This is a genomic window from Streptomyces sp. ISL-66 (assembly GCF_018614135.1).
Lineage (GTDB): Bacteria > Actinomycetota > Actinomycetes > Streptomycetales > Streptomycetaceae > Streptomyces.
Window position 1 is genome coordinate 848 of sequence record NZ_JAGGOW010000229.1, and the last position, 17,234, is coordinate 18,081.

Annotated in this window: 17 protein-coding genes; 6 read left to right on the plus strand and 11 right to left on the minus strand. The window is 72.9% G+C overall.

Annotation, left to right across the window (positions count from 1 at the left end; translation table 11 throughout):
• Positions 1 to 27 precede the first annotated feature (27 nt).
• On the minus strand, positions 28 to 621 hold the full coding sequence (locus tag J7E97_RS34265) for a TetR/AcrR family transcriptional regulator (RefSeq protein WP_215035362.1): 594 nt from the start codon (positions 619 to 621) through the stop codon (positions 28 to 30).
• Between the two features lie 200 nt (positions 622 to 821).
• Between J7E97_RS34265 and J7E97_RS34270 the strand changes: the two genes are divergently transcribed.
• The gene (locus J7E97_RS34270) at positions 822 to 3,314 is read left to right on the plus strand and encodes a beta-glucosidase (protein ID WP_215035364.1); all 2,493 of its coding nucleotides are present in this window, start codon (positions 822 to 824) and stop codon (positions 3,312 to 3,314) included.
• A gap of 99 nt (positions 3,315 to 3,413) precedes the next feature.
• Here the strand turns inward: J7E97_RS34270 and J7E97_RS34275 are convergent, their stop codons facing one another.
• Positions 3,414 to 4,319 (minus strand): SGNH/GDSL hydrolase family protein, encoded by a 906-nt coding sequence (locus J7E97_RS34275; protein ID WP_215035366.1) that lies wholly within the window; start codon positions 4,317 to 4,319, stop codon positions 3,414 to 3,416.
• Positions 4,320 to 4,568: 249 nt separating this feature from the next.
• Between J7E97_RS34275 and J7E97_RS34280 the strand changes: the two genes are divergently transcribed.
• Complete coding sequence (locus J7E97_RS34280; RefSeq protein ID WP_215035368.1) at positions 4,569 to 5,063, plus strand: DUF3145 domain-containing protein; 495 nt, start codon at positions 4,569 to 4,571, stop codon at positions 5,061 to 5,063.
• Positions 5,064 to 5,164: 101 nt separating this feature from the next.
• Here J7E97_RS34280 and J7E97_RS34285 read toward each other — a convergent pair whose 3' ends face one another.
• The 5 genes from J7E97_RS34285 to J7E97_RS34305 form a co-directional block, all read right to left on the minus strand.
• A complete protein-coding gene (locus J7E97_RS34285) occupies positions 5,165 to 6,442 on the minus strand; it encodes a beta-ketoacyl synthase (RefSeq protein ID WP_215035370.1) in 1,278 nt (425 codons plus the stop codon).
• A gap of 79 nt (positions 6,443 to 6,521) precedes the next feature.
• Positions 6,522 to 6,770 (minus strand): acyl carrier protein, encoded by a 249-nt coding sequence (locus J7E97_RS34290; protein ID WP_215035372.1) that lies wholly within the window; start codon positions 6,768 to 6,770, stop codon positions 6,522 to 6,524.
• 59 nt (positions 6,771 to 6,829) lie between these two features.
• Positions 6,830 to 7,834, minus strand: coding sequence for a ketoacyl-ACP synthase III (locus J7E97_RS34295; protein WP_215035374.1), 1,005 nt, complete (start codon positions 7,832 to 7,834; stop codon positions 6,830 to 6,832).
• Between the two features lie 19 nt (positions 7,835 to 7,853).
• Positions 7,854 to 8,771, minus strand: coding sequence for an ACP S-malonyltransferase (locus tag J7E97_RS34300; RefSeq protein ID WP_215035377.1), 918 nt, complete (start codon positions 8,769 to 8,771; stop codon positions 7,854 to 7,856).
• An 89-nt stretch (positions 8,772 to 8,860) separates the two neighbouring features.
• Positions 8,861 to 10,045 (minus strand): PucR family transcriptional regulator, encoded by a 1,185-nt coding sequence (locus J7E97_RS34305; protein ID WP_374224305.1) that lies wholly within the window; start codon positions 10,043 to 10,045, stop codon positions 8,861 to 8,863.
• Positions 10,046 to 10,183: 138 nt separating this feature from the next.
• Between J7E97_RS34305 and J7E97_RS34310 the strand changes: the two genes are divergently transcribed.
• Complete coding sequence (locus J7E97_RS34310) at positions 10,184 to 10,855, plus strand: pirin family protein (RefSeq protein ID WP_215035381.1); 672 nt, start codon at positions 10,184 to 10,186, stop codon at positions 10,853 to 10,855.
• Here J7E97_RS34310 and J7E97_RS34315 read toward each other — a convergent pair.
• Positions 10,852 to 11,688, minus strand: a complete 837-nt coding sequence (locus J7E97_RS34315; protein WP_215035392.1) for a serine hydrolase — start codon at positions 11,686 to 11,688, stop codon at positions 10,852 to 10,854. The two genes, J7E97_RS34310 and J7E97_RS34315, sit on opposite strands and share 4 nt — an antisense overlap.
• Before the next feature lie 61 nt (positions 11,689 to 11,749).
• Here J7E97_RS34315 and J7E97_RS34320 point away from each other — a divergent pair, with 61 nt between their 5' ends.
• Both J7E97_RS34320 and J7E97_RS34325 read left to right on the plus strand, forming a co-directional pair.
• Positions 11,750 to 12,160 carry a MerR family transcriptional regulator gene (locus tag J7E97_RS34320; RefSeq protein ID WP_251055624.1) on the plus strand — a complete coding sequence of 137 codons (411 nt, stop codon included), beginning with the start codon at positions 11,750 to 11,752 and terminating at the stop codon, positions 12,158 to 12,160.
• Entirely contained in the window at positions 12,157 to 13,206 is a 1,050-nt protein-coding gene (locus J7E97_RS34325) for an aldo/keto reductase (RefSeq protein ID WP_215035383.1), read from the plus strand. The genes J7E97_RS34320 and J7E97_RS34325 overlap by 4 nt, the downstream gene beginning before the upstream one ends.
• Positions 13,207 to 13,366: 160 nt before the next feature.
• Here J7E97_RS34325 and J7E97_RS34330 read toward each other — a convergent pair whose 3' ends face one another.
• The 3 genes from J7E97_RS34330 to J7E97_RS34340 all read right to left on the minus strand — a co-directional run bounded on the left by J7E97_RS34330 (position 13,367) and on the right by J7E97_RS34340 (position 16,326).
• Entirely contained in the window at positions 13,367 to 14,215 is an 849-nt protein-coding gene (locus tag J7E97_RS34330; RefSeq protein ID WP_215035393.1) for a DUF4429 domain-containing protein, read from the minus strand.
• 65 nt (positions 14,216 to 14,280) lie between these two features.
• Entirely contained in the window at positions 14,281 to 15,420 is a 1,140-nt protein-coding gene (locus tag J7E97_RS34335) for an alpha/beta hydrolase (protein WP_215035395.1), read from the minus strand.
• 234 nt (positions 15,421 to 15,654) lie between these two features.
• On the minus strand, positions 15,655 to 16,326 hold the full coding sequence (locus tag J7E97_RS34340; RefSeq protein WP_215035385.1) for a TetR/AcrR family transcriptional regulator: 672 nt from the start codon (positions 16,324 to 16,326) through the stop codon (positions 15,655 to 15,657).
• Between the two features lie 384 nt (positions 16,327 to 16,710).
• Here J7E97_RS34340 and J7E97_RS34345 point away from each other — a divergent pair, with 384 nt between their 5' ends.
• On the plus strand, positions 16,711 to 17,133 hold the full coding sequence (locus J7E97_RS34345) for a peptidase inhibitor family I36 protein (protein WP_215035387.1): 423 nt from the start codon (positions 16,711 to 16,713) through the stop codon (positions 17,131 to 17,133).
• Positions 17,134 to 17,234: the final 101 nt, after the last annotated feature.

Sequence of the window (17,234 nt, forward strand, 5' to 3'; positions counted from 1 at the left end):
GCGGGGCCACCAGCCGCGGGGCGGTGGTCAGCCGCGCGGGGCCCCGGTGTCCGCGGGGCCGTGCAGGAGGGTCAGGAAGGAGCGGAAGGCTCCGGGCATGTCCACGGCTTCCGGGGCGAGCAGCCACTGGTACTGGAGCCCGTCCATCACGGCGGTCAGCAGCGGAGCCGCCTGCTCGGGCGTGAGGCCCGAGGGCAGGCGCTCGCCGAACTCGGCGCGCAGCACCGCCGTCATCTCCCCGCGCACCTGCGCGTACCGCTCGGCGAAGAACTCCCTGGCCGGATGCCCCTCGGTGACGCTCTCGCCGAGCAGCGCGGAGAAGGTCTGCACGATGCCCGGCCGCATGGCGTTGTAGTCCACGAGCGAGGCGAGCAGGTCCAGCCGCCAGGCGCCGGCCGTGGCGCGCGGGCCGCCGCCGGTGTCCCAGCGGTCGCGCTCCTCCAGGACGGCGACGAGCAGCGCCTCCTTGGTCGGGAAGTAGTGCAGCAGCCCCTGCTGGGTCAGGCCCACGCGCTCGGCGACCGTGCCCAGCGCGGCGCCGCGGTATCCGCGTTCCGCGATGACCGCGACGGCCGCGCGGACGATCTCCGCCCGCCGTTCCTCACTTCTCGCCCTGGCCATCGCCCCGCCACCCCTTCCGCTGTCACCTGCCAGCAGGACCGTACGGCATCCATGCATTACGAATAGATCACGAACCCTACCGCTCTACAGGTATCGGGTCCACGATGGAGCCAGCCGCACCGCACAGCCGCACCGCCCGGCCCGAACCGCACGGCGGGCGCGCGGCCACGCACTCACCCACCCGCACTCCACGAGGAGGCATGGCCGTGACCGATGCCGATCAGGTCCGCAACGACGCCGTAGAGGCGGCGCTGGGCAAGCTGGATCTCGACACCAAGGCCCGGCTCCTGGCCGGCCAGGACATGTGGTCCCTGCCCGCCGTCCCCGAGATCGGGCTGCAGTCCCTGGTCATGTCCGACGGCCCCATCGGGGTGCGCGGCGTGCGCTGGACCGCCGACGACACCTCGATCGCCCTGCCCTCGCCGACCGCCCTCGCCGCCGCCTGGGACCCCGCGCTCGCCCGCCGGGCCGGCCGCCTCCTCGCCCAGGAAGCCCGCCGCAAGGGCGTCCACGTCCTCCTCGCGCCCACCGTGAACCTGCACCGCTCGCCGCTCGGCGGCCGGCACTTCGAGTGCTACTCCGAGGACCCGTACCTCACCGGCGCGGTCGGCGGCGGCTACGTCAACGGCGTCCAGGACGGCGGGGTCGCCACCACCGTCAAGCACTTCGTCGGCAACGACGCCGAGACCGAGCGCTTCACCGTCGACAGCGTCATCGCCCCGCGCCCGCTGCGCGAGCTGTACCTGGCGCCCTTCGAGGCCATCGTCGCCCATGCCCACCCGTGGGGCATCATGACCGCCTACAACCGGGTCAACGGCGTCACGATGACCGAGCACACCCACCTCGTCAACGAGGTGCTGCGCGCCGAGTGGGGCTTCGACGGCTGCAACGTCTCCGACTGGATGGCCGCCCGCTCCACCACCGGCGACATCCTCGGCGGCCTCGACGTGGCCATGCCCGGCCCCGCCACCGTCTACGGAGCCCCGCTCGCCGAGGCGGTCCGCGCCGGGGAGGTCCCCGAGTCCGCCGTCGACGAGGCCGTCCGCAACGTCCTGCGCCTCGCCGCCCGCGTCGGCATCCTGGAAGGCGCCCCCGCCGTCGTCGGCGAGATGCCGGCCGCCGTCGACGGCCGGGCACTGGCCCGCGAGATCGCCGCCCGGGGCTTCGTCCTCGTGCGCAACGAACCCGTGTCCGGCGAGCGCCGCGCCCTGCCGCTGGATGCCTCCGCCGGCCGCACCGTCGCCCTCATCGGCGCCGCCGCCCGCGATGCCCGCGTCCTCGGCGGCGGCTCCGCCACCGTCTTCCCCGAGCGGATCGTCTCCCCGCTGGACGGCCTCAGCGCCCTCCTCGACGGCTCGTCGACGGCCTCGCTCACCTTCACCCTCGGCGCCGATCCGACCGACGAACTGGCCCCCGCCGACAAGGGGTTCGAGCTCCGCGCGATCTGCCGCGACGCCTCCGGCGCCGTCCTCGGCGAGGGCGGCCTGCCGACCGGCCAGGTCCAGTGGATCGGCGACGACCTGCCCGCGGGAGCCACGTACGAGACCATGGCGAGCATCGAGGTCACCGGGACGTTCGTCCCGCGCGAGAGCGGCGAGCACGCCTTCGGTACCCGAGGACTCGGCGCCTTCGCCCTGTCAGTCGGCGGCGAGGACGTCTGGGACGGGGTCCAGGAGATGGGCGACGAGGCCGACCCCTTCGAGGCCTTCTTCGGCGCACCCAGCGAGCGGGCCCGGATCACCCTCACCGAGGGCGAGGCCGTCCAGGTCTCGCTGACCTACCAGGTCCCCGACATGACCGCCCTGCCGCTCAAGGCGATCATGTTCTCCTTCCTCCACCTCGGCCCGCAGCGCTCCGCCGACGAGCTCATCGCCGAGGCCGTGGAGGCGGCGCGGGCCGCCGACACCGCCGTCGTGGTGGTCGCCACCACCGAGCGGGTGGAGTCCGAGGGCTTCGACCGCAAGGACCTCGCCCTCCCGGGCCGGCAGGACGACCTGGTCCGGGCCGTCGCCGCCGTGAACCCGAACACCGTGGTCGTCGTCAACGCGGGCTCCCCGGTGGAACTCCCGTGGCGCGAGGAGGTCGCCGCGGTGCTGCTGACCTGGTTCCCCGGGCAGGAGGGCGGGGCCGCGCTGGCCGACGTACTCCTCGGGGACGCGGAGCCGGGCGGGCGGCTGCCCACCACCTGGCCCGCCCGGTTCGCCGACGCGCCGGTCACCGAAGTCGCCCCGGCGGCGGGCCGCCTCGAATACGCCGAGGGGCTGTTCATCGGCTACCGGGCCTACGAGAAGCACGGGATCGTCCCGGCCTACCCCTTCGGGCACGGCCTCGGCTACACGGACTGGGCGTACGAGTCCCTGGAGGTCACCCCCGCGCGGGCGCGGGTCCGCGTCACCAACACCGGCACCCGGCCGGGCCGCGAGACCGTCCAGGTCTACCTGGCCCCCGTCGCCACCGCGCACGACGGCGCGCGGAGCGCGGCGGCCGAACGCCCGGCGAGCTGGCTGGCCGGCTTCGCGAGCGTGGAAGCCGGCCCCGGCGAGAGCGTCGAGGTGGAGATCCCCCTGCCCGAACGGTCCTTCGAGATCTGGGACGAGGCCAATCGCGCCTGGCGCCGGATCGGCGGCGGCTACGAGGTCCGCGCGAGCCGCTCGCACGGCGACACGCGGCTGACGGCGGCCCTCGAACTGTAATGGCCGGAAATCACCCGTGCTGAGGTGATTCAAAAGCCGGAACCGGGGGCGGGCCCTGACACCCGCCCCCGGTTCCGTACGTCCCGGCGCGTCAGGACGTCAACGCGGCGGCTCCGGGGACGTCACCTGTCGGTGCGCCAGTTCCGCGAGCCGCGCCTGGCCGATCTTGCCCGGGTGGAACCAGTCCCAGTGGCTCAACTGATCGGCGGCGAAGGGGTACTGGAAGACCGCGCCGCCGTCGTAGCGGCACAGCGGATCCTTCCCGCAGACCTCGCGCAGCACCTCGTTGTACTCGACCACGCGCGCCCGCACCTGCTCGCGCCGGGCCGTCGCCCCGGTGGCCGCCGAGACCGGATCGGCGAGCATCGACTGGCAGATGCCGAGCTTCCAGATCTGCCGCACCATCGGGTCGTCCTTGCCCTGCAACCACAGTCGTTGCAGGTCCGGCACGCTGGAGACGTACACCTGGGAGGCGGGCGAGGCGGCCCGCAGACCGGCGAGCGCCTTCTCGAAGCCGGCGCGGAAGGCGGCCACGGGAGTCATCGAGGAAGCCGTCGGACGGCAGGCGTCGTTCGAGCCCACCATCACCGTGACCAGGTCCGGCTTGTGCGCGGCCGCCGAGGCCAGCTGCCCCGGAAGGTCCGCCATCCGGGAGCCGGTGACCGCGTAGTTCCAGCTGCGCGCCGGCGCCTCGGCCTCTCCGAGCAGCCGGGCGGCCAGCGAGTGGACCTGGGGATCGTTGCCCGTGGCCCAGGAGGCCTCCGGGCAGTCGGCCAGCACCGAACAGGCGTCGAAACCACGGGTGATGGAGTCGCCCACGGCGGCGACCGAGGCGGGCGCCGTGTTCCACCGCGGCGCTGCCTGCGCCCCCCGCTCGCCCCCGGGCTTCGCCCCGTCGGCCGAACACCCGGCCAGCGGGCCCGCCACCGCGATCACCAGGGCGAGCACCGCGCCCGCCCCCCGATGCGTCCGACGCGCGCGGCGGCGTGGGGCGGTGGTGCGCATGCGGGAGGTCCCTCCTCGTCGCCCCGCGTCCCTCGGGGGCGTCCTGCTGAGTGAATGGTCTGTGTTTACGGGCTTGGGAGCGACCGTACGTCACACCATGACCCCCGGCGCACGGTAGCTTTTTCCCGTGGCGTTTCGGCCGCAAGTCCCGCAACGCAATGTCAAATAATTTCCGTTACATTGCATCACGTCACATTCTGTCCGTTTTCTGGAGTTTATTCCCGACCTCGTCCCACACTGGAGGTCCCGGTGACGACACGTGGAGTCCTGTACGTGCATTCCGCACCGCGTGCGCTCTGCCCGCACGTGGAATGGGCCGTCGCGGGCGTGCTCGGGGTGCGGGTGAACCTCGACTGGATCCGTCAGCCCGCCTCCCCCGGCACCTGGAGAGCCGAGTTCTCCTGGGAGGCCGAAGCGGGCACCGCCTCGAAACTCGCCTCCGCGCTGCGGGGCTGGCACCTGCTCCGCTTCGAAGTGACCGCGGAACCCTGCCCGACCGCAGAGGGAGAGCGCTACAGCTCCACCCCGCAGCTCGGCATCTTCCACGCCGTCACCGGGATGCACGGAGACATCCTGATCCCCGAAGACCGGCTGCGCGCCGCCCTCGCCCGGTCGGCGCACGGAGAGACCGATCTGGAGGCGGAGATCGCCAAACTGCTCGGCAAACCCTGGGACGACGAGCTCGAACCCTTCCGCTACGCGGGCGAGGGCGCCCCGGTGCGCTGGCTCCACCAGGTGGTCTGAGCATTCCCTGCCGACGCGGCGGGCGCACGAAGAAGACCCACCCGGATCCCGGGTGGGCCTTCTTCACGGAGCGGGGTTCAGACGGTGGTCCAGACGACGGCTCAGACGGTTCGGAACGCCAGCGTGACGTTGTGGCCGCCGAAGCCGAACGAGTTGTTGATCGCGGAGATCGGGCCCTCGGCCCGGAGCTTGCGCGGCTCGCCGGTCACGATGTCGGCGTCGATGTCGTCGTCGATCTCGTCGAGGTTGATGGTCGGCGGGGCCAGGCGGTGGTACAGCGCCAGCACCGTCGCCACCGTCTCGATACCGCCCGCGCCACCCAGCAGGTGACCCGTCATCGACTTGGTCGCCGAGATCGCGATGTGGTCGAGGTCGTCGCCCAGCACCTTGCGCAGGGCCTTCAGCTCGGCCGTGTCACCCTGCGGGGTGGACGTGGCGTGCGCGTTGAGGTGGACCAGCTCGGCCGGGTCGAGACCCGTGTTGTCGAGGAGGTTCTGCACGGCGGCCGCGACGCCGCGGCCGGTCGGCTCCGGCTGCGCGATGTGGTGGCTGTCCGCGGACAGGCCCTGGCCCAGCACCTCGCAGTAGACCCGGGCACCGCGCGCGGCGGCGTGCTCGGCGGATTCCAGGACCACGACGCCGGCGCCCTCGCCGAGGACGAAGCCGTCACGGCCCTTGTCGTACGGGCGCGAGGCCTGACCGGGGTTGTCGTTGTTCTTGGACATCGCCATCATGTTGGCGAACGCGGCGATCGGCAGCGGGTGGATCGCCGCCTCGGTGCCGCCCGCGACGACCACGTCGGCGCGGCCGGTGCGGATCATCTCGACGGCGTAGCCGATGGCTTCGGCGCCCGACGCGCAGGCGCTGACCGGAGTGTGCACGCCCGCGCGGGCGTTGACCTCCAGGCCGACGTTGGCGGAGGGGCCGTTGGGCATGAGCATGGGAACGGTGTGCGGGGAAACCCGGCGCACGCCCTTCTCCTTCAGCACGTCGTACTGGTCGAGCAGGGTGGTCACGCCGCCGATGCCGGAGGCGATGACGGTCCCCAGGCGCTCGGGGGCGATCGAGGCACCCGTGGTGGTCTCCGCGCCCGCCGGGTCGGTGTAACCGGCGTCGGCCCACGCCTCGCGGGCCGCGATGACCGCGAACTGGGCCGAGCGGTCCAGCTTGCGGGCCAGCGGCCGGGGAAGGACCTCACTCGGGTCCACGGCGGCAGTGGCGGCGATACGAACCGGGAGTTCGGCGAAGCGCTCACCCTCGAGGGGCTTTACGCCGGAACGGCCGGCAAGCAGACCTTCCCAGGTCGAAGCGCTGTCGCCACCCAGCGGAGTGGTTGCGCCGATACCGGTGACGACCACGGTGCGATTGGTCGGGCTCACAGGAATTCTTTCTCCACGTCTCAGGGGGTGCTGAATTGTCACGGCGCCACCGCCAGGTGGCGACAAACGCTCGTCAGGCTTAGACCTGGTGCTTCGCGATGTAGTCCGCGGCGTCGCCGACCGTCTTGAGGCCCTTGACGTCCTCGTCCGGGATCTTGACGTCGAAGCGCTCTTCGGCGGCGACGACGACCTCGACCATGGACAGCGAGTCGACGTCCAGGTCGTCGGTGAAGGACTTGTCGGTCTGGACGTCCTCGACGGGGATGCCGGCGATCTCGTTGACGATCTCGGCGAGACCCGCGACGATCTCTTCCTGGGTGGCGGCCATGTGGCGCTCCTTCTCTAGCTAACTGGGTTGATCAGGCTTCGGAATGTGGATCCCGGGCCCTAGGGGAGGGTAACGACCGTCGCGGCGTAGACGAGTCCCGCCCCGAAGCCGATGACGAGCGCGGTGTCGCCGCTCTTCGCCGCTCCGGTCGCCAGGAGCCGCTCCATTGCGAGCGGGATCGAGGCGGCCGAGGTATTGCCGGTGGTTTCGACGTCACGGGCGACCGTGACGTGCTCCGGCAGCTTCAGAGTCTTCACCATCGAGTCGATGATCCGCATGTTTGCCTGGTGCGGGATGAAGACGTCCAGGTCGTCCGCGGTGATCCCGGCTGCGTCGAGCGCCTGCTGGGCCACCTTGGCCATCTCGAAGACGGCCCAGCGGAAGACCGCCTGACCCTCCTGCGTGATGGCCGGGAACTTCTCGGCGCTGTCCGTGCTGCGGTACTCGTCCCACGGCACGGTCTGCTTGATGGTCTCGGACTTGTCGCCCTCCGAACCCCATACGGAGGGGCCGATGGCCGGCTCGTCCGAGGGACCGACGACCACGGCGCCCGCACCGTCGCCGAACAGGAAGGCCGTCGCGCGGTCCTCCAGGTCGGTGAGGTCCGAGAGCCGCTCCACGCCGATGACGAGGACGTACTCCGCGGAACCTTCCACCACCAGGCCCTTGGCCAGGGTCAGGCCGTAGCCGAACCCGGCGCAGCCGGCGGAGATGTCGAAGGCCGCGGGCTTGCCGGCGCCGATGCGGTGCGCGATCTCGGTCGCGACCGCCGGCGTCTGCTTGAAGTGCGACACCGTCGAGACGATCACGGCGCCGATCTTCTCCGGTGCGATCCCGGCGGCGGCCAGCGCCTTGCCCGAGGCCTCCACCGACATCGCGGCGACGGTCTCCTGGGGCGAGGCCCAGTGCCGCGTCGCGATGCCCGAACGGGAGCGGATCCACTCGTCGGACGAGTCGATGGTCTCGAGGATGACCTCGTTGGGCACCACGCGGACCGGGCGGTAGCCGCCGACCCCCATGATGCGGGCGTACGGGGAGCCCTTGGCAGGCTTGATCTTCGACATGCTGTGTGGGCTCCTTCTCTCAGACCGCGTGCTCGGCGACGAGCGCCGCGGCCTTTTCGAGATCGTCCGGGGTCTTCAGGGCCACGCTCGGTACGCCCTTGAGCGCGCGCTTGGCCAGACCCGTCAGGGTGCCGCCGGGGGACAGCTCGATGATCCCCGTGACGCCCAGATCGGCGAACGTCTCCATGCACAGGTCCCAGCGGACCGGATTGGCCACCTGGCCCACCAGCCGGGCGACGACATCGGCGCCCGTGGTCACGACCTGACCGTCCTTGTTCGAAACGTACTTCAGCACCGGGTCGGCCGGGGCGAGGGCGCGAGCGGCCTCTTCCAGCCGGGCGACGGCCGGGGCCATGTGGTGCGTGTGGAAGGCGCCCGCGACCTTGAGGGCGACGACCTTCATGGAGCCCTCGGGCTTGTCGGCCTCGAGTGCGGCGATCTGCTCCATCGTGCCGGCCGCGACGATCTGGCCCGCGCCGTTGATGTTCGCCGGGGTCAGACCCAGCTTCTCCAGGTGCGCCACCACGACGTCCGGTTCCCCGCCGAGGACCGCGGCCATACCGGTCGCGGTGACCGCGGCGGCCTCGGCCATGCCGAGCCCGCGGGTCCGTACGAACGCCAGGGCGTCGGCGTCGGAGAGCACGCCGGCGAAGGCGGCGGCGGTGATCTCGCCGACGCTGTGGCCCGCCACGGCACCGAAGGCCGTGGGGGCGCCCAGCGCGGAGGCCGAGAGCAAGCCGGCCGCGACCAGCAGGGGTTGTGCGACGGCCGTGTCGCGGATCTCTTCCGCGTCGGCCTTCGTGCCGTAGTGGGCAAGGTCGAGCCCGATGGCGTCCGACCAGCCGGCGACGCGGTCAGCGGCGCCGGGCAGTTCGAGCCAGGGAGTCAGGAAGCCGGGCGTCTGTGCGCCTTGGCCGGGAGCGACGAGTACGAGCACCCTCACACTCTCTCTTGTGTTCGGTCCGCGCCGCCCGTGGGGACAGGGACGAAGAACCTTCGGCGTAATTGTTGATGTCCGACAAAAGTCTAGGACTGAGGATCGCCGACGGCCAGACGCCCGAGGATCAGGGCGATCCTCAGAGTGAACGCGGATCGGACATCTGAGGGCGACCAGCCGGTGACGTCCGTCACACGTCGCAGCCGGTAGCGCACGGTGTTCGGGTGTACGAACAGCATCCGAGCCGCACCTTCCAGGCTGCTCGCCTGCTCCAGATAGACGCTGAGGGTCTCCAGGAGGGCCGAGCCCGCTTCTTCGAGCGGTCTGTAGATCTCCTCCACCAGCTGCTCGCGGGCCGCAGGGTCGGAGGCGATCGCGCGTTCGGGCAGGAGATCATCCGCCAGCACCGGGCGCGGAGCGTCCTGCCACGCGGTGCACGCCTTGAGCCCGGCCGCCGCGGCCTGCGCCGACTTCGTGGCGTTCAACAGGTCCGGGACCACCGGGCCGGCCACCACGGCGCCCGCCGCGAACGGGCCGATCAGCGACTTCGCCACCTGCATCGGATTGTCGCTGCCGCCCGCGATGACCACGAGCCGGTCCCCGAGCACCCCGGTGAGGACCTGGAGCTTGTGGTGGCGGGCCGCGCGCCGGATCGCCTCGACCGTCAGCTCGCTGTCACCCTCCGGAGCGGTGCCCAGCACCACGCACACGTGTTCCGGGGAGTTCCAGCCGAGTGCCGCGGCCCGCGACAGTGCGCCCTCGTCGGCCTCCCCGGACAGCACCGCGTTGACCACCAGCGACTCCAGCCGGGCGTCCCAGGCCCCCCGCGCCTCGGCGGCCTGCGCGTAGACCTGGGCGGTCGCGAAGGCGATCTCGCGGGCGTACACGAGCAGCGCCTCGCGCAGGATCGACTCGTCTCCCGGCGCCGCGACCTCGTCGATGGCCGTCTCCATGACCTCGATGGTCGTCCGCACCATCTCGACGGTCTGACGCAGCGTGATCGCCCGCGTCAACTCGCGCGGAGCCGTCCCGAACACGTCGGTCGAGATCGCCTGTGAGGCCTCCGGGTGCCGGAACCACTCGGTGAACGCGGCGATGCCGGCCTGGGCGACCAGGCCGATCCAGGACCGGTTCTCCGGGGGCATCGCCCGGTACCACGACAGGGTCTCGTCCATGCGGGCGATGGCGTTCGCGGCGAGCCGTCCGGAGGACTTCTCCAGCCGGCGCAGCGTCGCGGCGTGCGGATGGGCGGGAGCCGGATGCGCGGGATGGATCGCGGGGGAATGCTCACGTTCGGGTTGGGGCACGTGACAAGACTGCCTTATCGGGGAGGCTGCGCGGAGTCGGGTCTCCCCGGGGCGCCCGCGGACGCCCCGGTGGCGGCGGGCCGCCCGGCGGCTACGGTGGCCCCCATGATTGACGTACGCCGAGGCGCCGACCGCTACGAGGGCGGGGACCCGGGAGCCGGGATCGCCACCCGGCACGCCTTCTCCTTCGGGTCGCACTACGACCCCGACAACCTGCGCTTCGGGGCGGTCGTGGCGTGCAACGAGGAGAGCCTGGCCCCCGGCGCGGGCTTCGACGAGCACCCCCACAGCCACACCGAGATCGTGACCTGGGTGGCCGAGGGCGAGCTCACCCACAGCGACGGCGCGGGCGCCACGGCACGGGTCCGGCCCGGCGACGTGCAGCACCTCGGCGCCGGAACCGGGGCCCGGCACGCGGAGCGCAACGAGGGCCCCGCCCCGCTGCGCTTCGTCCAGACCTGGCTCGCGCCGCTCGATCCGGCCGGGGAGCCCTCGTACGCCCTGGTCAGGGGCATCGCCGAGAGCACGCCCTACGCCGTGCCCGCGGCCGGCGCCGTCCTGCACGTCCGGCGTCCGGGCGCGGGCGAGCGGGTCGCCGTACCGGCGGCCGAGCGCGTGTACCTGCACGTCGTACGGGGAGACCTGCGCCTGGACGGCAAGGGCGCCGAGGACGGCGAGGAGCTGGGCCCCGGGGACTCGGCGCGGATCACCGGCGAGCGGGACCTGGAGCTCGTCGCCGGATCCCCGTGCGAACTCCTGATCTGGGAACTCTCCTAGTGCTGTGACCCGGCCCGGTGTCCTTCCAGCTCGGCGAGCACCGCGTCGGTGAACGGGGGCCAGGCCTCCACGGCCCACGGGCCGAAGGCGCGGTCCGTCAGGGCCACGCACGCGGCGCGGGCGTCCGGGTCCACCCACAGGAAGGTTCCGGCCTGCCCGAAGTGTCCGAAGGTGCGCGGCGAGGAGCCGGCGCCCGTCCAGTGGGGGGACTTGCCGTCGCGGATCTCCAGGCCGAGGCCCCAGTCGTTGGGGGACTGGTGGCCGTAGCCGGGCAGCACGCCCTTGAGCCCCGGGTGGACCACGGAGGTGGCCTCGGCCACGGTGCGGACGTCCAGCAGCCGGGGCTGCTGGAGCTCGGCGGCGAACCGCACCAGGTCGGCGACGGTGGAGACGCCGTCCTTGGCCGGGGAGCCCTCCAGGGAGCTCGACGCCATGCCCAGCGGCTCGAAGACGGCCTGGTGCAGGTACTCGGGGAACGGGATGCCGGTGGCCTTCGCGATGTGGTCGCCGAGCACCTCGAAGCCCGCGTTCGAGTACAGCCGGCGCTGTCCGGGCGGGGCCGTCACGCGGTGCTCGTCGAAGGCCAGACCGCTGGTGTGCGCCAGCAGGTGGCGCACGGTGGAGCCCTCGGGCCCGGCGGGCTCGTCCAGCTCGATCGCGCCCTCCTCGTAGGCGACGAGGGCGGCGTACGCGGCGAGCGGCTTGGTGACGGAGGCCAACGGGAAGCGGTGGTCCACCGGGCCGTGGCCGGCGAGCACGGTCCCGTCGGCGCGGACCACGGCCGCGGCGGCGGTCGGTACCGGCCAGTTCTCGATGATGCGCAGACTCTGCAGGCTCTCCATGCGGCCGAGCGTACTTGCTTCGAGTGCACTCCAAGGTTTTAGCGTGGGAACCATGAGCCTGACGCAGACGCGGTACACGATCAGCGAGGTCGAGGCACGGACCGGACTGACCCAGCACACCCTGCGCTGGTACGAGCGGATCGGCCTCATGCCGCACGTGGACCGCTCCCACTCGGGGCAGCGGCGCTTCAGTGACAAGGACCTCGACTGGCTGGCTTTCGTCGGCAAGCTGCGCACCACCGGAATGTCGGTGGCGGACATGGTCCGGTACGCCGAGCTGGTCCGCGAGGGCACGCACACCTTCGCCGAGCGGCGCGAGCTGCTGGAGCGGACGCGCCGCGAGGTGCGGGCGCGCATCACGGAGCTGAACGACGCGCTCGCCGTGCTGGACTACAAGATCGACACGTACGCGACGGGCACCGTTGCGATGCGCACCGTAGCGGAAGAGGCGGACCGGACATGACGGAGAACACGGTGGGCACCGAGAAGATCGAGCAGACCGAGAAGATCGAGAAGGTCGAACTGGGCAAGGGTGGCCCGCTGGTGGGCGTCCAGGGCCTCGGCTGCATGGGCATGAGCGAGTTCTACGGCGACACGGACGAAGCGGTCGCCCGCCGGACCCTCGACGCGGCGCTGGCCACCGGGGTCACCCTCTTCGACACCGCCGACGCCTACGGGCGGGGAGCGAACGAGGAGTTCCTCGCGCCGTTCGTGGCCGCGCACCGCGAGGAGATCACCCTCGCCACGAAGTTCGGCATCGTGCGCGGCGGGGACGAGGCGTACCGGGGGATCGGCAACGACCGGGAGTACGTACGGCGCGCGGTCGAGGGCAGCCTGCGCAGGCTCGGCACCGACGTGATCGACCTCTACTACATGCACCGTCGCGACCCGGCGGTACCGCTCGCCGAATCGGTCGGCGCCATGGCGGAGCTGGTGCGCGAGGGCAAGGTGCGCCGCCTCGGGCTCAGCGAGGTGACCGGCGCCGAGCTGCGCGAGGCGTACGCGGTGCACCCGATCGCGGCCCTCCAGTCGGAGTGGTCGCTGTTCAGCCGGGACGTGGAGCGCAGCGCGGTGGGCGCGGCGGCGGAGCTGGGCGTGGCCCTGGTGCCCTACTCCCCGCTCGGACGCGGCTTCCTGACCGGCGCGTTCACGGACGCGACGGCCGAGCTGACGCCCGGGGACTACCGCCGTCACCAGCCCCGTTTCACGGGGGAGAACGCCAAGGCCAACGGGGCGCTGCTGGAGCCGGTGCGGGAGATCGCGGCGGCGCGCTCCGCCACGCCCGGACAGATCGCGCTGGCATGGGTGCATCAGCGGGCGCTGGTGCACGGGCTGACGGTGGTTCCGATCCCGGGCACGCGCAAGCCGGCCCGCCTCGCGGAGAACACCGCGGCGACCCGGATCGTCCTGACGGAAGCCGAGCTGGCACTGCTGGAGCCCATCGCCGGCCGGGTCGCGGGCGACCGCTACCCGGACATGAGCTCCACCTCGGCGGCGCGCGAGGAGTAGGCCGCGGCCATGGTCGCGGCCGGGAGGGCTCCGGCTCGGGGCTCCGGTTTCGGGCTTCGGGCTTCGGGCTTCGGGGCTCCGGCTCCGGCCTCCGGATTCGGGACTCCGGCTCCGGCCCTGGCTCTCCGGCTCCTGCTCTCAAGCCCCGGCGCCCTCCGGCTCAGGCTCCCGCCGTGAACCGGTCGCGCAGGGCGGCGTACTCCGCGTCCGTCAGCAGGCCCGCGCTGTGCAGTTCGCCCAGGTGCTCCAGCCGGTCGCCGGAGCGGGGCCGGGGCACCGCGGCGACCCGGGAGCGCTCGCGCAGGGCGGCGAGGAGGGCCGCCGCGAACGGCAGCGATTCGTGCACCGCCCCGTAGCCCACGCCGAAGACCGCCGAAGCGAGGTCGTGGTCGGGGCGCGGATCGCCCGTATGGCCCCGGACGAGCAGGCGCAGGTGGCCTCCGGGGCGGTCCGGGGAGTGCCATTCGACGCCGGTCACGTCGGCCAGCGGATACCGCTGGTCGCCCGCCTTCCACTTGGCGCTCGTGGCCCCCGTGCGGGACCAGCGGAAGGTCACCGCCGCGCCGTCGAAGACGAGCCGGGCGTCGTACGCCTTCAGCGTGAGCGGGGGCCGCGGCGCCGCCGTCACCAGGAACCGCCCCGTCGGCTCCGCCGGGCCGCGGCCCAGCCGCTCCCGTACGGCGTCCACGAAGGCGGCCGCCCGCGCGGCCCGGTCGCCCGGCAGGACCAGCCGGTACGGATCGCAGGCCTCCTTCAGCTGCCCCGCCGCGGCCTCCATCAGCGGATCCGCGCCGGGCCGAGCCGAGGCGCGCAGCACCACGGTGTCCCGCCGCCCCACGGTCAGGCTCACCCCGGACAACGCTTCGAGGGGGATCCGGCGCGCCCCGAGGGCATGCCAGAGCCTGGGCGTTCGCATCCCCCGTGCGAAGCGGATGAGCATCGAGTCCGTGGTGCGGTCGAACTCCCAGACGGCATGGCTTCCGGCCAGTACGTCACCCATGCGGCACATGGTAAAGGGACGCACCCCCGCGCGTCCCCCTGCTGTGAAACCCGTTTTCGGTCCGTCTACGCGTGTCAGGGACCGTTCGTGCCGGAAATTCCACGCCGACAGGCGTCGTCCCCGGTGGAACACACCATGGAAGCGAACGCGCCGGTTCCGATTTTGGCGAAGTTGTCCAAAGAGTCGGTCCCTGGCTCGAAATAGCCGGTGTGGCTCTTGGCGCCGGAGGCGGACAACACCCGTGCGCCGAAGCCCGTGGAGACCGGATCCGCGCCGTGGCCCAGGCCACCGAGCTCCAGGTGCGGCACGTCGGCGATCCAGTCGCCGGAGTCCCGCATGGCCCACACCCGCGCCGAGGTCCCCAGCTCGCCGACGTTCTCGGCCCGCATCCCGGGGCTGCCCGCGACCGCGATGTCCGTGACCCGGTCGGGCAGTTCGTGCGCGGCGACCCCGCACACCACCGAGCCGTAGCTGTGGCAGAACAGCGCCACGCCGGCGCGGCCGGGCAGCGAGGTGGTCAGTGCGCGCAGCTTCTGCGCGCCGTCCACGGCCATGCGGCCGGTCGCGGCGTCCATGCCGACCCCGGTCGGCGCGGTGTACCCGGCCCACGCGATGACGGCCGTGCGGCTCCCGGGTGAGGCCGCGCGCTCGGCCTCGTACAAGGACTCCGCCATGCCGGCGGGGGCGGTGAGGCGGCGTTGGGTGCGCTCGAAGGTCAGCGCGTCGGTGTCGACGCCGGGGACGATCACCGAGATCCGGCGGGCCGCGTCGAGGTCGCCGAAGACCTCCGCGACGAGGGCGCCGCCGGTCGGGTCGAAGATGAGGATCTGCCGGTCCGGCTCGGCGAGGGAGTCGAAGCGGTGGGCGCGCCGGGCGGCCGCGGCGCGGTCGGCGGGGGCCAGCGTGACGTCGTGCCCGGCGGCCTCCTCGGCGCGGGCGGCCTGCCGCAGGGCGATCCGGTTGGCCCGGTAGCGGGTGGTGACCGGGACGCCCTCCAGGTTGCCGACCACGAGGGGGTGCCCCTCGGCGAGCCGGGCGCGCTGGGCGCCGTCGAGGCCGGCGAAGAAACGTGCCACCACCGGCGCGGGGGCGTCGGCGGCGGGCAGCGCCCGGCCCTCGAACCGGGCCTGGGCCCAGGAGACGAGGGCGGCCGCGCGAGGGGAGGCGCCGCTCTCGGGCCGGTGCACGGCGGTCCAGCCGGTGGTCGCGAGCATCAGGAAGACCACCGCCAGCGCGAGCAGGGTGCGCAGGGCGGCCGGACGCGCGACGGGATCGGCGGCGGGGGGATGGGCGGGGGCGGGGCCGGGCAGGTTCACTGCGTCCCAGCCTATGAGACCGCCGAGGCCGGTGGCGCGCCGGGTGACGGGAGTCACCGCCGGCCGTGCGGAGCCGCCGGGCGCGGGTGATCTCGTACGCGTCCCGTACGTACCTGCGCGCGCGGGCGCTGGTCAGGCCTGCCGGGCCGGGCCGCCCCAGTCGGTGGCCAGCGCCGGGCCGATCTGGTCGAGGTGGGCCTCGGCCATCCGCCGGATGGTGGCGACGCTGGTGTCCTCGCCCTGCCCCCAGAGCCGGCCGGTGACCCTCATCACGCCCGAGAAGGCGGCGACGGCCACCCGGGGCCGCGGATCGGCGTCCACGTCGAGGCCCTCGCGCTCGGCGATCAGCCGGGCGATCCGCTCCTCCAGCTCGGTGGAGCGGCGCAGGTGCAGGGCGAGCAGGGCCGGGGTGGACTCGATGAGCCGGTAGCTGCGCATGTAGAGGTCGACCGGGACCACCTCGGAGAGGGCCTCCTCCACGGTGTCCCAGGCGCCCAGCACGGCCGCGCGCATCGCCGCGAGGGGGCCCTCGGCGGCCGGCCGGGAGCGCAGCGCGGAGACGAAGTGCGATTCCACCAGGTCCTGAACGGCGAAGGCGGCCTCCTCCTTGTTGGCGAAGTACCGGAAGAAGGTGCGCTGCGAGACGTCCACGGCGTCGGTGATCTCATCGACGGTGGTCTCTTCGTACCCCTGCGAGACGAAGAGGAGCAGGGAGGCGCGCAGCAGCGCGTCACGGGTGCGCCGTTTCTTGCGTTCGCGCAGGCCGGCCGCCGGCGCGGACGGCGCGGGCCGTCGGTCGGTCATCACGGGTGCTCGGGCTCCTCGTCCGTCGGCGGCGCGGTGGGCGGTCAGGTTACCTGTGACGGACCTTCCCAGAAGGCGCTCCCGAGCGGGTCGCGCAGCGGGTCGCGCAGGTCATCTCCGGCATCGCGAACGACACGTTCGTGTCAGGGACGAGCACCGCGTTCTTCCTCGCGGACGCGGGCGCCGCGCACCTTCAGCAGGGCCGCGGAAGCGTCAACTCCAAGGCTCCGACAGCCCCGCCGGCCGTTCCGGCGGGGCTGTCGCCTATCCGGGTGGACCCGCCCGGGACCCCTTCCGCCCGCCCGTCGCCGCAGGTCAGCGTGGTGTCGTCGGAGCTCCGGAAACGGTTCGGGGCCCGTTCGTCCACAAGGAGATCGATCCGTCATGCGTACGTGGAACACCGTCCGTCCCGGACGCGCCGCCGTCTCGGCCGCCGTCCTCGCCCTCACCCTGCTGGTCCCGGGCACCGCCGGCTCCGCCCACGCCGCGGGCCGCGGGGCGGGCCGCGCCTCGGGGCCGCCGCCGCTGGGGGCCTGCGCCACCGGGCAGTTGTGCCTGTGGGCGAAGCCCGAGTTCAAGGGGACCCGCAAGACGCACGAGCTCAGCACCCTCGACATCAACAGCTGCACCGCCCTGCCCGCCGGGACCACCGCCCAGTCGGTCTCCAACCGCACGGGGCGCCCGGTCACCACCTACCAGTCGGCCGAGTGCGCCGAGACGGGAGAGTTCCAGACCTATCCGGGCGACGGGGTATGGCTGCCCCAATCGCCCTACCAGATCAGGGCGTTCAAGGTGTGGGAGCGCTGAGGGCGCCGGCCGCGGGAGCCGCCCCGGCCGCCGCGGCAGCCCCGGGGCCCGGGAGCGCTCCGCCCCGGGTGCGGACCTCCGCACCCGGCGCGGTCCCGGCC